Here is a 14,160-nt window from a genome sequence, read left to right as displayed (position 1 = left end):
CACCTGCACCATGCGGCACCGACTCCTGTCGATTGACAACGACAGGCGCCAGAAGTTGATCAGCGGCAGTGTCAGCCGGCCCGTGGCAGCCGCCAACCGGCTCCTGGCGCCAGGCAGCCCGACGGCGGCGGCCGCGGCGGCGAAGCGTGAAACACACTCGCCCGGGTCGATGTGAGGCGTCATACCGGCGCTCGGCCGGGTCCCGGCTTGACAGTATTCAAGGGCAATCCATACACTCGAAGCGCTACCGTCAAGTTTCATGCAAAGCGTGCCCTGCTCTGAATCGGGATGGCTGCCGGGTTGCACACTCATGTTGCCGCCAACTGTGGAGGAAGCGCCATGTACAAACACATCCTGGTTCCCACCGACGGGTCCGAACTGTCCAGGGAGGCTGCCGGTGCAGCGGTAGCTCTTGCCAAGGAGTCTGGCGCGCGTATCACCGCGTTCTACGCCAGGCAGCCGTATCCGAAGAACCTCTATGACGACGGCGCGCCCATGGGGTCGGCCAAACCCGAGAAGTTTGCCAAGCTCACCGAACAGCAGGCCCGGCGTAACCTGGGTTTCGTCATCGATCTGTGCAAGAAGGCGGGCGTCAAGGGGGACAGGATGGCAACGATCAGCGATAGTCCAGCCGAGGCGATCCTCGACGCCGCCAGCAAGGCGGGCTGCGACCTGATCTTCATGGCTTCGCGCGGCCGCCACGGCCTGAGCGCGCTGTTCCTTGGCAGCGAGACCTACAAGGTACTGACCTACGCGAAGATCCCTGTGCTCGTCCATCACTGATTTCTCGGCACGGCCGCCGAGCGCGCCGAACACTTGTCATGGCGCAGAGCCGGCTCCGTCTTGTCCAGGCCGGACTACGGGAGGCAACCCACCTCGTGCCGAACGAATACGATAATGTCAGCACAACGGATGAGTTGCGGCGACAGAATAAGAGCTAGAAATCCCCACAACAAGGTGCTAGCCTTTTGTACCGCACACGCTCGTTGGACCACACATCTCTCCTGACACCGGTCACCTGCACGTTTGCTGCTGCTCTTTCCACGGGAGGTACGACTATGCGTTCATCGCGCGTATCATGCAAAAGGCGTTTCTCGCGCAGCATCGTCCTCCTCAGCGTGTTGTTGGTTGCAGCTTGCGGCAAACCGGCGAGTCCGCCAGCGGGCACGCCCGCAGACTCGCCGGCGACTGCCGCATCGACCGATGAGCGAACCTTCACCGGCGACTGGACCGTTACGGGGAACCGACGGGTTCAGGACCTTCTCCCGGGGCAGCGAGCCGGTATCTTCCAGCTCAGCGGTTCGCTGCTCCTCAACGGCAAGGAGCGACTGAATCGCGGCTTCTATGCCGAAGCGATCGGTTTCTCCGACACCACCACAGGCATGCAAGGGCGCAGCGTGTGGCTGGATGAACATGGCGACAAGGTCTTCAGCGAGTTGAGCGGCGAAGGCATCGGGCCCGGCCAGATGATCGAAGGCAAGTTCATCGGCGGCACCGGGCGCTACGCCGGCATCAGCGGGGAATACAGCTTCAAGTGGCAGCGCCTCGGCGCCATCGAAGGCGACGAGCTCGCCGGGCGGGTCGTCGATCTGAGTGGTCGGGCGCGCCTCGGCACAGCCAATGTGGTTTCTCCGACCGCGGCAGGAGGTCCAAAATGACTACAGGCGCTTTCGGAACGAGCAGAATCGTGAAGCTGGTGTGCCTCCTGGTGCTGTTCTTCGGCCTCTGGTTTACGCCGGTTCCCGCAGGGCTGACGCCTGAGGCCTGGCATCTCTTTGCCGTTTTCGCGTCGGCGATCGTCTCGGTGGTTCTCAATGTCTTTCCGCTGTTCACTTCGTCGCTGCTCGCCTGCGGGATCGTGGTACTCACCAACACGCTGACGCCGGCGAAGGCCTACGGCGCCTTCGGGAACGCCATCGTGCTCCTGGTGGTGACCGCTTTCCTGGTCTCGCAGTCGGTGGTCAAGAGCGGACTCGGCAAGCGCATCAGTCTGTACGTGGTCTCGGTGTTCGGGAAATCGACGCTCGGCCTGGCGTACAGCATCTTCATCACCGACACCCTGATTGCCCCCGGCTTCCCGAGCAATACCGCGCGCGGTGGCGTGCTCTTCCCGGTCATCCTGGCGCTGGCCCAGAACAGCGGCTCGACGCCCGACGACGAGAACAAGCGGCGCTTGGGCGGCTACCTGATGTTCTGCGGCATGGCCAGCCTCGCCATCACCTCGGCGCTGTGGTTCACGGCCACCTCGGGCAACCCGGTCGGCGCGGGGCTGGCCGCCGAAAAAGGCTTGAAGATCGATTTCGGCTCCTGGCTGCTCGCCTCGTGCGTCCCCTGTCTGGTGGTGATCGCCCTGCTGCCGCTGCTGCTCTATCGTCTCTTCCCGCCAGGAATCACCGCTACGCCGGAGGCACCGGGACGCGCCCGCCAGGAATTACGTTCGATGGGGCCGATGTCGCGTCACGAGTGGATCACGGCGATAACGTTCATCGTCATGATCACCGGCTGGGTGCTGGCTGCCCCCTACAAGCTGAACCTGACGGCCATCGCCATCACCGGTCTCGCGACGCTGATGATCACCGGCGTCCTGACCCTCGACGACATGCACGAGCAGGGCGGCACCTTGGTCACTTTCGTCTGGCTGGCGGTGCTTTTCGGCATGAGCGGGCAACTCAACGAAATGGGCTTCATGGGCTACGTCGGCGAGCGGCTGGCAGTCGGACTCGAAGGACTCGCCTGGCCGGCCGCCTACGTCGCCCTGCTGGTGATCTATGTGCTGCTCCACTTCGGCTTCGTCAGTCAGAATGCGCAGGTGCTGGCGCTGCTTGGCGTGTTTCTCGACGTCGGCGTGAAGTCGGGAGTTCCTGTCCACCTGATGGCTTTTGCGCTTCTCTTCGCCAGCAGCTACTTCTCGGTGATCACGCCACAGGGCGGCAGCCAGAACATCATCTTCGTCGCCAGCGGCTATCTGAAGCAGAGTGAGCTCTACCGCCTGGGGCTGCTGACGACGCTTTTCGCGACGGTGGTCTTCCTGCTCATCGGCACCCCCTGGATACTCTGGGTCGCCGGGTAGTCATGACCTACGGGCGACGCGGCGCCCGCGCGCGCCGTGGCGGTGCCCTTCGACTGAAGGCGCCCACATAGCCGGCGGCAACGTACCGTCGGCACCCTTGGAGACAAGTCAGGAATCCTGCCCTGACGTCGGGGTTCACTCCATTTCGACCGGCAAGCCGTTATCCATCCGTTTGCAAAGGAGACTGAGACCATGTTCACCATTTCACGGCGCTTCGCCATTGCTGCAACGCTTGCCACCGCGCTGATGTCTATTACGGCTCTGGCGCAGGATCTGACCGGTACGCTGAAGAAAATCAAGGACACCGGGGCGATCACCCTGGGGCATCGGGAGTCGTCGATCCCGTTCTCGTACTACGACGACAAGCAACAGGTCATCGGTTACTCGCAGGAAATGATGCTCAAGGCGGTCGATGCGATCAAGGCGGAACTGAAGCTCGCCAAGCTCGACATCAAGCTCATGCCGGTCACCTCGGAAAACCGCATCACACTCGTCCAGAACGGCTCGGTCGACCTGGAATGCGGTTCCACAACCAACACCACCGAACGTCAGAAGCAGGTCAGTTTCTCGAACAGCATCTTTGTCGTCGGCACCCGCATGCTCACCAGGAGCAACTCCGGGATCAAGGATTTTCCCGACCTGGCCGGCAAGACTGTGGTCACCACGGCCGGCACCACCTCCGAGCGCCTGCTGCGCAAGATGAACGAAGACAACAACATGAAGGTGAAGATCATCAGTGCGAAGGATCACGGCGAATCGTTCCTGACCCTGGAAACCGGCCGTGCGACGGCCTTCGTGATGGACGAAGTGCTGCTGTATGGCGAGACGGCAAAGGCCAAGAACATCAATGAGTGGGCAGTGGTCGGTACGCCGCAATCGTATGAAGCCTATGGCTGCATGATGCGCAAGGATGATCCGGCGTTGAAGAAGGTCGTCGATGCGGCGCTTGCCAAGGTGATGACCTCGGGTGAGGCCGAGAAGATCTACGCCAGGTGGTTCCTGCAGCCAATTCCACCGAAGGGTCTGAACCTCAACTTCCAGCTCTCGTACGCGCTCAAGAAGCTCTACAAGTCGCCCAACGACAAGGCTTACCAGTAGGGGCCGCGTCGCCGGCTGGCGAGCGCAACATCAAATTCCCGGCGCCGGCCCGAGCCACTGCCGACCTGACGCCTGACGCCTGACGCCTGACGCTGGCAGTCTTGCCGGCTACCAACGACCCGGCGGCAGGCGCTGCTGCCGGGCCATTCTCCAGCGCTCTACACCGATGCCGGTTCAGAGATGCGCGTGGACCAATGGTGCCACGTCCGCGGCAGCGGCAGTACCGCCGGCCGCAACGATGCCGGTCGCCTGCAGCAGCGAAGCGTCCCGTCTCCTCGCGCCTGAATTCATTGTCCGACCATCTTCAAGATCGACGGCAGAGCCCGGCCTGCCGAGCATGGTGGGGCATGATGGCACGCGCCTACCGGCGGAAACTCCCGTCCGACCTGTACCTGGCGCTCCGGCGTCGCATTCTCGACGGTGAATTGCCCGCAGGCACACCGCTCCCACCGAGCCGCGTGCTGACCGCGGAACTCGGGCTGAGCCGCAGTACCGTGCTACAGCCAGGGAGTCTACGGACCACTGAAAGCGGTACTGGCCGACTACCCGACCGGCGTGGTGATGTCGCTGAGCCAGCGCATCAAGCTGCTCGAACTGGCCGAGGCGCACAACGCCTGGGTCATCGAGGACGATTACGACAACGAGATTCGCTATCACCCGTACTGCATCGGCTCCCTGTTCGGCCGAGCACGCTCGCCACGCGTCATCTACCTGGGCACCTTCAGCAACTGGTGAGCACCAGTGGTGACCTGGCGGGTCTGCACCTTCCCTACTTCTTCAATCACGCCCTCGACGATGTGGCGCTGTCCCGCGAAATGCTCGAAGCCGGCATCGTGCTGCGTCCGCTCTCCATGTACTATGACTATGCCGATTCCCGGCAGCGCCGGTCCGGGATGGTTCTCGGATTTGCCGCGGTTGACGCCAAGACCGGCGAGACGGCCGCCGACCTGCTATGCACGGCGGTCGAGCGACGCTGTCGGCGCGGCTGAGGACCACAGTGCGAGCACGCGGGAGCGGGAATCAACGGCGCGCCATCGGCGGCAAGAGCCCGCTCGAGGCGCCGCGGCGACAGGTGGGGCCGCCGCCGGATTTGCTGGGCGCCGGCGGCAGCCATCGGCCGCCAAGGGGTCGCGCCGGCTTGCCGTCAGGCCTTTGGCGGCTGCGATAGTCGGGGCCGTCCAGTTGAAGTTGACCTACGTCAACTTCACGGCACGCTGCAGCGGCTAACGTTTCGCCTTTGTTTGCAACTTTTCTTGTGCGAGGAGAAGCAATGACGGCAGAAGCAGTGGTGTCGACGCCGCCCGTGGCGGCAAGCAGCCGGCTTCTGATGTCCGGCAACGAGGCAGTCGCGCGGGCCGTGTGGGAGGCAGGGGTACGTGTGGCAGCGGCCTACCCCGGAACGCCCGCAACCGAAATGCTCGAATGCGTGGCCACCTATCCGGACGTATACGCCGAGTGGTCGGTCAACGAGAAGGTGTCGCTCGAAGTCGCCTTCGGCGCCGCCATGGCCGGCTCGCGCAGTTTCTGCGCGATGAAGCACGTGGGCATGAACGTCGCCTCGGATGCCCTGATGACGATGACGCTGACCGGCGTCGCCGGCGGTCTGGTGATCGCCATTGCCGACGACGTCGGCCTGTCGTCGTCACAGAACGAACAGGATTCTCGCTACTGGGGCCGTTTTGCACACGTGCCGGTGCTCGAACCCGCCGATTCGCAGGAAGCTCACGACTTCACGCTCGTCGCCTTCGAGCTCTCGGAACGCTTCGAGACGCCGGTGATCCTGCGCCTGACGACCCGCATCTGTCACGTCAAGGGCCTGGTAAGCGTTGGCGAGCGCAGCGACCGCCCGGTTGCCGGTTTCCACAAGGACGTCGGACGCTGGGTGATGGTGCCGAGCGCTGCCGGCCGGCGGCTGCCGCTGATGTTCGACCGCGAGCGCCGGCTGCGTGCCGAAGCCGAGATTTCGGAACTCAACGTCGTCGAAGCGGGCAGCGATCGCCGTGTCGGCTTCGTCACCTCCGGGCCGGCGTACATGCACGTCCGCGAGAGCTTCCCCGACGCGCCGGTTTTCAAGCTCGGCCTGGCCTTCCCGCTGCCCTTCGAGCGACTGCGCCTCTTCGCCGCCGAGTGCGACCAACTGGTGGTCGTCGAAGAAGTCGAACCGCTGATCGAGACCGAACTCAAGGCGCAGGGCCTGAGCGTAGCCGGCAAGGACATCCTGCCGCTCTCCGGCGAACTGTCGCCACAGATACTCAAACCGGCGATCGCCCGCCTGCTCGGCGAGCCGCTGCCCGAACTGGCGCGGACGCCGCCGATGACGGTCTTTCCGCGGCCACCGACGATGTGCGTCGCCTGCCCGCATCTGGGCGTCTACTACACGCTGTCGCAGTTGCGCAACGTCACCATCTCCGGTGACATCGGCTGCTACACGCTGGGCTTCGGCCAGCCCTGGAACGCGCTCGACGCGTGCATCTCGATGGGCGCCTCGATGGGAATGGCGCTGGGCCTCGACAAGGGGCGCAGCGACGCCGAAAAGGACAAGAAGATCGTTGCCGTGATCGGTGACTCGACCTTCCTGCACATGGGCATGCAGGGCCTGCTCGACATCGTCTACAACCGCGGCAACGTCACCGTGCTGCTGCTCGACAACCGTGCCGTCGGCATGACCGGTGGCCAGGACAATCCCGGCAGCGGCCGCGACATCCATGGCAGCGACGCGCCGCGGGTCGATTTTGCCAGGCTGGTCAAGGCGCTCGGCGTGCGCGAAGAACGCGTGCACGTGGTCAACGCCTACGAGCTTCCGGTACTGCTGCGCACGCTGCGTGACGAGACGAAGATCCCCGAGCCGTCGGTGATCATCACCAGCCAGCCGTGTGTGCTGATCAAGGACTACCACGCGCTCAAACCATTCACGGTGATCGACGACAAGTGCACCGGTTGCGGCAACTGCATCGACGTCGGTTGCCCGGCAATCCACGTCACGCGCCGCGAGCGCGTGACGAAAGCCAGCGGCAGGGAGGTCGATCTGGCTTTCGTGCGCATCGAGAGCGCCGCCTGTACCGGCTGTGGTCTGTGCCTGAAACCCTGTGCGCCCGATGCGATCGTCCATGTCGACACCCTGGCGATGCCGATCAGGGTGGTGAAAAAGACGTCAGAGCTGACGCAGACCCCGTAGCACGCAGCGAAAGGTTCCCATCCCATGTCTGAAGCAGGCAGGTTCGACACCACCAACATCCTCGTCGTCGGCACCGGCGGCCAGGGCGTGATGACCGCCACCGAGATCCTCGCCGAAGCGGCGATCGCGCTGGGGCACGACGCCAAGAAGACCGAGGTCGCCGGGATGGCGCAGCGTGGGGGGGTCGTCTCGTCGCACCTGCGCTTTGGCGCGAAAGTGCTGTCACCGCAGATCACTCCCGGCTCGGCCGACGTCCTGCTCGGTTTCGAGGCCGCCGAGGCGATGCGCTGGCGGCATATGCTGCGTGCCGGCGGGCTGGTGCTGATGAATACCGGACGACTCGTACCACCGGTCGTCGAACTCGGTCTCTACGACTATCCCGACGATCCGGTGGGCCAGATGCGCGCCGCCGGCACGCGGGTCTTTTCCTTCGACGCCTCGGCGATTGCCCAGGAACTCGGCGATATCCGGCTGGGCAATACGGTGATGCTCGGCGCGATCGCCGACCACCTGCCCTTCCCCGCCGAGGTGCTTGAACGCTGCATCCTCAAGCGTTTCGCCCGCAAGAAAGCGGAGGTCATCGAACTCAACCGGCAAGCCTTCGCCGCCGGTCGGGCGGCAGCCGAGCAAGCAGCACGGACCGCCGCCGAGGCGGGATGATTTGCGCTAGAATCGCGCTCCTTTCCTCCCGACCACCCGACAAGACCAAAAAATGACGGCAACCATTCTCGACGGCAACCTGCTGGCGCAAAAACTGCGCGCCGACTTCAAGACGCGTGCCGAAGCGCTCGCCGCCCGCGGCACTCGCCCCGGTCTGGCAGTGATTCTGGTCGGCGAAGACGCCGCTTCGCAGGTCTATGTGCGCAACAAGGTCAATGCCTGTGCGCAGGCCGGCTTCCACTCGGACAAGATCACGTACGCACCGGATGTCGACCCGCAGGTCGTGCTCGCCAAGATCGCCGAACTCAATGCCGATCCAAAGATCCATGGCATTCTCGTGCAGTTGCCGTTGCCGAAGCACTTCGACGCCGACGCGGTGCTCAAGGCGATTTCCCCCGCCAAGGATGTGGACGGTTTTCACGCCGAGAACGTCGGCGCGCTGATGCAGGGCCACCCGCGTTTCATCCCGTGCACACCCTACGGAATCATGAAGTTTTTCGCGGAGGCCGGCATCGACCTCAAAGGCAAGGAAGCCGTCGTCCTCGGACGCTCGAACATCGTCGGCAAGCCGATGGCCATGCTGCTGATGCAGGCCAGCGCGACGGTGACGGTCTGCCATTCGCAGACGCGCGACCTTGCTTTCCACACGCGGCGCGCCGACGTGCTGGTCGCGGCGCTCGGCAAGGCACGTTTCGTCACCGCCGATATGGTCAAGCCGGGCGCCGTCGTCATCGACGTCGGCATCAACCGGCTGCCGGACGGGAAGCTCTGTGGTGACGTCGATTTTGCTGGCGTCAGCGAAGTGGCCTCGGCGATCACGCCGGTGCCCGGCGGTGTCGGGCCGATGACGATTACGATGCTCCTCGCCAACACGCTCGAAGCGGCCGAAAGAGAGGCCCGCTGATGGCAGGCGGCGAGCCGCTGGTCGGCGTGGTCATGGGTTCGGATTCCGACTGGCCGACGATGCAGGCGGCGGCGGTGATGCTGAAGGAGTTCGGCGTACCTTTCGAGACGCGCGTCGTCTCGGCGCATCGCACCCCGGATCTGCTCTTCGAATACGCGACCGCCGCCGGCCCGCGTGGCCTCAAGGCGATCATCGCCGGCGCCGGCGGCGCCGCGCATCTGCCGGGAATGCTCGCCGCCAAGAGCATCGTGCCGGTGCTTGGCGTGCCGGTACAGTCGAAAGCCCTGTCCGGCCAGGACTCCCTGCTTTCGATTGTGCAGATGCCCAAGGGAATTCCCGTCGCCACTTTTGCCATCGGCGAGGCCGGTGCCGCCAATGCAGCCCTGTTTGCGGTAGCGATGCTCGCCACCGGCGATCCCGAACTGGCGCAGCGCCTCACCCACTTCCGTCGGGCGCAGGCCGACAAGGTGATGGCGATGAAACTGCCGGAAGTGTGAGCCGCATTCCCGCAGCACGGCGATGCCTGCAAACGCACCGGCACAGGCGGGCAGCGTACCAACCGCCGGCGGTCGCGCTTCTTCGCTGCCAGCAGGGACGGTGATGATTCTCCCCCCTGCCACTCTCGGCATGCTCGGTGGCGGCCAGTTGGGCCGCTTCTTCGTCGCCGCGGCGCACGAAATGGGCTACTTCGTCCGCGTACTCGACCCCGACCCGCACAGCCCCGCCGGGCTGATCGCCGACCGCCATCTGATCGCCGCGTACGACGACTACGCCGCGCTCGACGAACTGGCACAGGGCTGCGCCGCGATCACCACCGAGTTCGAGAACGTTCCCGCAGGCACCCTCGACTATCTCGACAAGTTCGTCGTCGTGCGCCCATCGGCTGCCGCGGTCAGCGTCTGCCAGAACCGCATTGCCGAAAAGAGCTTCCTGCGCGAGCATGGCCTGCCGCATGCCGAATTCCTTGCCGTACACGGCGAACAGGACCTGCGCGCGGCGAGCGACAGCCTCTTTCCGGGAATTTTGAAGGTTGCCCGCTTCGGCTATGACGGCAAGGGGCAGGCCGTGGTCAACGATCGCGATCAGGCGCTTGCCGCTTTCCAGCACTTCAAGGGCGAAATCTGCGTCCTCGAGCAGAAGCTGATGCTCGAGCGCGAGCTGTCCGTCGTCCTGGCGCGTGACGAGGGCGGCGGCATCGCCAGCTTTCCGACCGTCGAGAACAGCCATCGCAAGGGCATTCTCGACGTCTCGCTGGTGCCGGCGCGAGCGGCGGCGGAATTGCGCGAGCGCGCCATCGAACTGGCCGCGCAGATCGCCCAACACCTGGGCTACATCGGCACCCTGGCGGTCGAGTTCTTCGTCGTGGACGACGCGCTGGTCATCAACGAAATGGCACCACGGCCGCACAACAGCGGTCACTACACGCTCGACGCCTGCATCACCAGCCAGTTCGAACAGCAGGTGCGCGCCCTCTGCGGCCTGCCGCTCGGTGAGACGCGCGCGCACTCGGCCGCGGCTATGGTCAATCTGCTCGGTGACCTGTGGTACGAAGTGGGCCCCACCGGGCATCGCCATCGCGAACCCGACTGGTCGAAGCTGTACGCCTTTCCCGGCCTGAAACTACACCTTTATGGCAAGCATCACGCCCGGCCCGGCCGCAAGATGGGGCATTTCACCGTCCTCGATGCCGACCCCGAACGCGCGCACGCGCTGGCCGTCGCGGCACGCGCCGCGATCGGGATCACCGATGCGCACTGACCAGGCCGTCATCGATCGCGCCGTCGCGCTGCTGCAGGCCGGCGAACTGGTCGCCTTTCCGACCGAGACCGTCTACGGCGTCGGCGCCGACGCCGCGAACCCGGCGGCCGTCGGCCGGATCTTCACCGCCAAGGGTCGGCCGGCCGATCACCCCTTGATCGTACACCTGCCCGGCGACGGCGGCCTGGACCGCTGGGCGCGCGACATTCCGACACGCGCCTGGGAACTGGCCGAGGCCTTCTGGCCGGGCCCCCTGACCCTGATTCTCAAGCGCGCTCCGGCTGTCCCGGCGATCGTCACCGGCGGTCAGGATACCGTCGGCGTGCGCGTGCCGGCGCACCCGCTGGCGCTGGCCTTGCTGCGCGCCTATGCCGAGGCCGGCGGCGGGGTCGATGGCCTGTGCGGCATCGCCGCCCCCTCGGCCAATCGCTTCGGCCGCATCAGCCCGACCGAAGCCGCGCACGTGCGCGCAGAACTCGGCGACGCCGTCCCGTTGATCCTCGACGGCGGTCGCTGTCCGGTCGGCATCGAATCGACGATCGTTGACCTCACGCGCGGCGACGACCAGGCACCACGCCTGCTGCGCCCGGGACGCGTCACGCCCGAACAGATCGCGGCGGTGATCGGCGTGCTGCCGGAGATCGTCACGCGCCCGGCGGACGATGGCACGCCACGCGTCTCCGGGTCGCTCGCGGCGCACTACGCACCGACAACACCGCTACGCTTCGTGACGCAGGCAGACCTTGTCGACGTCGTCGACGAATTGCGCCAGACCGGCCGCCGCTGTGCGTTACTCCACCACAGCCAACTGCCTAATGCGAGCGCGCTACACGCCGGACTGCGCCTGCCGGTCGATCCGCAAGGCTATGCGAGGGGGCTGTACGCGGCTCTCAGAGAACTCGATCAAATGGCCGCCGACATCATCCTCGTCGAAGAGATCCCGGCAGCGCCTGCCTGGGCGGCGATCGCCGACCGCCTGCACCGGGCCGCCTGCGGCGCCGGCCTGGCGACGAACGACCGCGCGTCGACGACGCAAGTTCGCCCGTAACAGGAAAAAAGTCACATCGGCACCCAGATCATCGGGCAGCGGCCGGTCGGCGTCTGATAATCTCGAACGTCTCGTTCGACTCACTGCTCACGAGGCACTGCCCATGCGCCCTACCCTGTTTGCTCGCTTCCTCATCGGCGTGGTGCTGAGTCTCCCGCTGCCGCTCGTCGCCCAGGATCTCTCGTCGGCACGGGGCAACGAACATCGTGTCGCCCTGGTCATCGGCAATTCGGCCTACGCGCACTCGCCGCTCAAGAACCCGGTGAATGATGCGCGGGCAATGCGCGACAAGCTGAAGAAGATGGAGTTCGACGTCGTCATGCGCGAGAACCTCAAGGCACGTGACATCGGCGGCGCCCTGCGGGAATTCCGCAGCAAGCTGCGCCCGGGCTCGATCGCGCTGTTCTTCTACGCCGGCCATGGCTTGCAGATTCGTGGCGAGAACTACCTGCCGGCAGTCGACGCCGAGATTTCGAGTGAAGAAGACGTTCCGCACCAGAGTCTGAACGTCAATACCGTCCTCAACACGATGGAAGACTCGAAGGCGGGGGTGAATCTGGTGCTGCTCGACGCCTGCCGCAACAACCCCTTCACGCGCAGCTTCCGCTCCGGCGCCGGCGCCGGTCTGGCGCGCATCCAGGCGCCGAGCGGCACGCTGATTCACTACGCGACGCGACCGGGCAGCGTCGCCGAGGACGGCGACGGAGCCAACGGCACCTACACCGCCGCCCTGCTGGCACAGATCGAGGAAAAAGGGGTGCCGATCGAACAGGCGCTAAAGCGGGTCACCGTCCGCGTCAAGAGCGCCACCAAAGGCAAGCAGGAGCCGTGGATGGAAGGCAGCCTGACCGGCGACTTCTACTTCGTGATCACCGGACCGACGCAGATCACCATCCAGCAAGCGCCAGTCGACGCCGACGCGGCAGCCTGGCAGGCCGCCGAAGCGACCAACACCGCGGCCGCGTATCAGGCCTATCTCAGCGAGTATCCGAAAGGTCTTTATGCCGCCGCCGCTCGCGTCAAGCTCGCCGGCCTGACGGCGGCGAGTCAAGCGGCGGCGCCACCCCAGGCCGCCCCGGCAGCCGCAGCCCCGGCGGCGGCACGTGCGAAGAGCGAGGTGACACCGGAGGACCGCGACACGGCGCTGTGGCAGCAGGTGCAGGCAGCAGGCAACCGTGACTACTATGAGACCTATCTCAAGGAATTCCCGCGCGGCAAGTATGCGCCGCTGGCACGCGCCGAACTGAAGCGCCTGGCCACCCAGGAGAAGGAGCAGCAGGCACAGGCGGAACGACAAGCCTGGGAAAAGGCCCAGCAGATCAACAGCGACGAGTCCTACCAGAGTTATCTCGTCGAGTACCCGCGCGGAACCTTTGTCGCCCTCGCCCAGGCCGCCCAGAAGAAAGCACGCAAGGAGGCAGCAGCCCGCCTCGCCCAGGGCAAGCCGACGATGCGCGAGCAGCAGCGCCCGGCCGACGAACGCAAGGCGCCCGAACGAAGCGACAAGAAGAAACCGGACGAGGCCCGCCAAGCCGCCATCGGCGAACTGAGCCTGGCGCGCCTCTCGGCAGCCGAGTACCCGATGGGTGCCGCCGCCGACGACGTCACCGACAATCCCGAAGCCGACGAAGCCGCGCGTCCGCAGCACAATGTCAAGGTCGCGAACTTCGAACTCGCCTACTACGAAGTCACCGTCGGGCAGTTCCGCAAGTTTGTCGAGGCCACCGCCTACCAGACCGAAGCTGAACGTGTTGGCCGCAGCCCCGGCTGCCACGTCGCCCGCAGTGGCGGCGAGTTCGCCGTCGAGCGCAGTGCCACCTGGCGCGCACCGGGCTTCGCGCAGACCGACAGCCATCCGGTCGTCTGCGTCAGCTGGAACGACACCCAGGCCTATGTCGCCTGGCTCAACGGCGCCGCTGCCGGCTACCGGCTGCCGAGCGAGGCTGAATGGGAGTATGCCGCGCGCGCGGGCACCGTCACGCCGCGGCCGTGGAGCGATACCGGCAACTTCTTTGCCCGCATGTTCCAGTCCGGCAAGGGAACCGATCCCGAGCAGCCGCCCAGCCGCACCTGCCGGAACGCCAACGTCGCCGACGAGTCGCTGAAGAAGGCCCTCGCCTGGCCGGTCACTCACAACTGCAGCGACGGCCAGGCTTACGCCAGCAGCGGCGGCTACTTCGGCCGCAACGGCTTCAGCCTGTACGACATGATCGGCAATGTCAGCGAATGGACCCAGGACTGCTGGAATCCCAGCCATGCTGGTGCGCCGCTCGACGGCAAGGCGCGCCTGTCCGGCGACTGCTCGCAACGCGTGATCCGCGGCGGAAGCTGGAGCAGCGGCCCCGTCTATGCCCGCTCGGCCGCGCGACAGAAGAACCCGGCATCCTACCGGGCCTCCGACCTCGGATTTCGCCTGGCCAGAACCCAGCCCTGATTCCGATTCCTCT

Annotated in this window: 14 protein-coding genes and 1 pseudogene; all 15 read left to right on the top strand. The window is 65.5% G+C overall.

Going from position 1 to position 14,160, the window contains the following annotated elements:
• The first annotated feature begins 10 nt into the window (after positions 1-10).
• Positions 11-175 carry a hypothetical protein gene (locus CAP2UW1_RS25530; RefSeq protein ID WP_199931613.1) on the top strand — a complete coding sequence of 55 codons (165 nt, stop codon included), beginning with the start codon at positions 11-13 and terminating at the stop codon, positions 173-175.
• A gap of 164 nt (positions 176-339) precedes the next feature.
• The gene (locus CAP2UW1_RS09135) at positions 340-783 is read left to right on the top strand and encodes a universal stress protein (protein ID WP_015766338.1); all 444 of its coding nucleotides are present in this window, start codon (positions 340-342) and stop codon (positions 781-783) included.
• Between the two features lie 275 nt (positions 784-1,058).
• Positions 1,059-1,658 (top strand): hypothetical protein, encoded by a 600-nt coding sequence (locus CAP2UW1_RS09130; RefSeq protein ID WP_015766337.1) that lies wholly within the window; start codon positions 1,059-1,061, stop codon positions 1,656-1,658.
• Between the two features lie 29 nt (positions 1,659-1,687).
• On the top strand, positions 1,688-3,070 hold the full coding sequence (locus CAP2UW1_RS09125) for a DASS family sodium-coupled anion symporter (RefSeq protein ID WP_412566864.1): 1,383 nt from the start codon (positions 1,688-1,690) through the stop codon (positions 3,068-3,070).
• Positions 3,071-3,262: 192 nt separating this feature from the next.
• Positions 3,263-4,168, top strand: a complete 906-nt coding sequence (locus CAP2UW1_RS09120; RefSeq protein WP_015766335.1) for a glutamate/aspartate ABC transporter substrate-binding protein — start codon at positions 3,263-3,265, stop codon at positions 4,166-4,168.
• Positions 4,169-4,362: 194 nt separating this feature from the next.
• A pseudogene (locus CAP2UW1_RS26080) lies at positions 4,363-4,653 on the top strand (hypothetical protein); the annotation flags it as partial.
• Positions 4,654-4,729: 76 nt separating this feature from the next.
• Positions 4,730-4,903 (top strand): hypothetical protein, encoded by a 174-nt coding sequence (locus CAP2UW1_RS25525; RefSeq protein WP_199931755.1) that lies wholly within the window; start codon positions 4,730-4,732, stop codon positions 4,901-4,903.
• The gene (locus CAP2UW1_RS25520) at positions 4,900-5,157 is read left to right on the top strand and encodes a hypothetical protein (protein ID WP_041567792.1); all 258 of its coding nucleotides are present in this window, start codon (positions 4,900-4,902) and stop codon (positions 5,155-5,157) included. The genes CAP2UW1_RS25525 and CAP2UW1_RS25520 overlap by 4 nt, the downstream gene beginning before the upstream one ends.
• 281 nt (positions 5,158-5,438) lie before the next feature.
• Positions 5,439-7,343, top strand: coding sequence for a thiamine pyrophosphate-dependent enzyme (locus CAP2UW1_RS09110; protein ID WP_015766334.1), 1,905 nt, complete (start codon positions 5,439-5,441; stop codon positions 7,341-7,343).
• Positions 7,344-7,367: 24 nt separating this feature from the next.
• Positions 7,368-8,003 (top strand): indolepyruvate oxidoreductase subunit beta, encoded by a 636-nt coding sequence (locus CAP2UW1_RS09105; protein WP_015766333.1) that lies wholly within the window; start codon positions 7,368-7,370, stop codon positions 8,001-8,003.
• A gap of 52 nt (positions 8,004-8,055) precedes the next feature.
• The gene (gene folD / locus CAP2UW1_RS09100) at positions 8,056-8,907 is read left to right on the top strand and encodes a bifunctional methylenetetrahydrofolate dehydrogenase/methenyltetrahydrofolate cyclohydrolase FolD (protein WP_015766332.1); all 852 of its coding nucleotides are present in this window, start codon (positions 8,056-8,058) and stop codon (positions 8,905-8,907) included.
• A complete protein-coding gene (gene purE, locus CAP2UW1_RS09095) occupies positions 8,907-9,404 on the top strand; it encodes a 5-(carboxyamino)imidazole ribonucleotide mutase (RefSeq protein WP_015766331.1) in 498 nt (165 codons plus the stop codon). Before folD ends, purE begins: the two co-directional genes overlap by 1 nt.
• 103 nt (positions 9,405-9,507) lie before the next feature.
• Positions 9,508-10,665: a 5-(carboxyamino)imidazole ribonucleotide synthase gene (locus tag CAP2UW1_RS09090; RefSeq protein WP_015766330.1), complete on the top strand. Its 1,158-nt coding sequence runs from the start codon at positions 9,508-9,510 to the stop codon at positions 10,663-10,665.
• Entirely contained in the window at positions 10,655-11,713 is a 1,059-nt protein-coding gene (locus tag CAP2UW1_RS09085; protein ID WP_015766329.1) for an L-threonylcarbamoyladenylate synthase, read from the top strand. The genes CAP2UW1_RS09090 and CAP2UW1_RS09085 overlap by 11 nt, the downstream gene beginning before the upstream one ends.
• A 103-nt stretch (positions 11,714-11,816) precedes the next feature.
• Entirely contained in the window at positions 11,817-14,147 is a 2,331-nt protein-coding gene (locus CAP2UW1_RS23640) for an SUMF1/EgtB/PvdO family nonheme iron enzyme (RefSeq protein WP_015766328.1), read from the top strand.
• The last annotated feature ends 13 nt before the right edge of the window (positions 14,148-14,160 follow it).

This window comes from Candidatus Accumulibacter phosphatis (genome assembly GCF_000024165.1).
GTDB classification, from domain to species: domain Bacteria; phylum Pseudomonadota; class Gammaproteobacteria; order Burkholderiales; family Rhodocyclaceae; genus Accumulibacter; species Accumulibacter phosphatis.
Note: the sequence above shows the minus strand (reverse complement) of the source record. Positions and strands in the feature narration are given on the sequence as shown.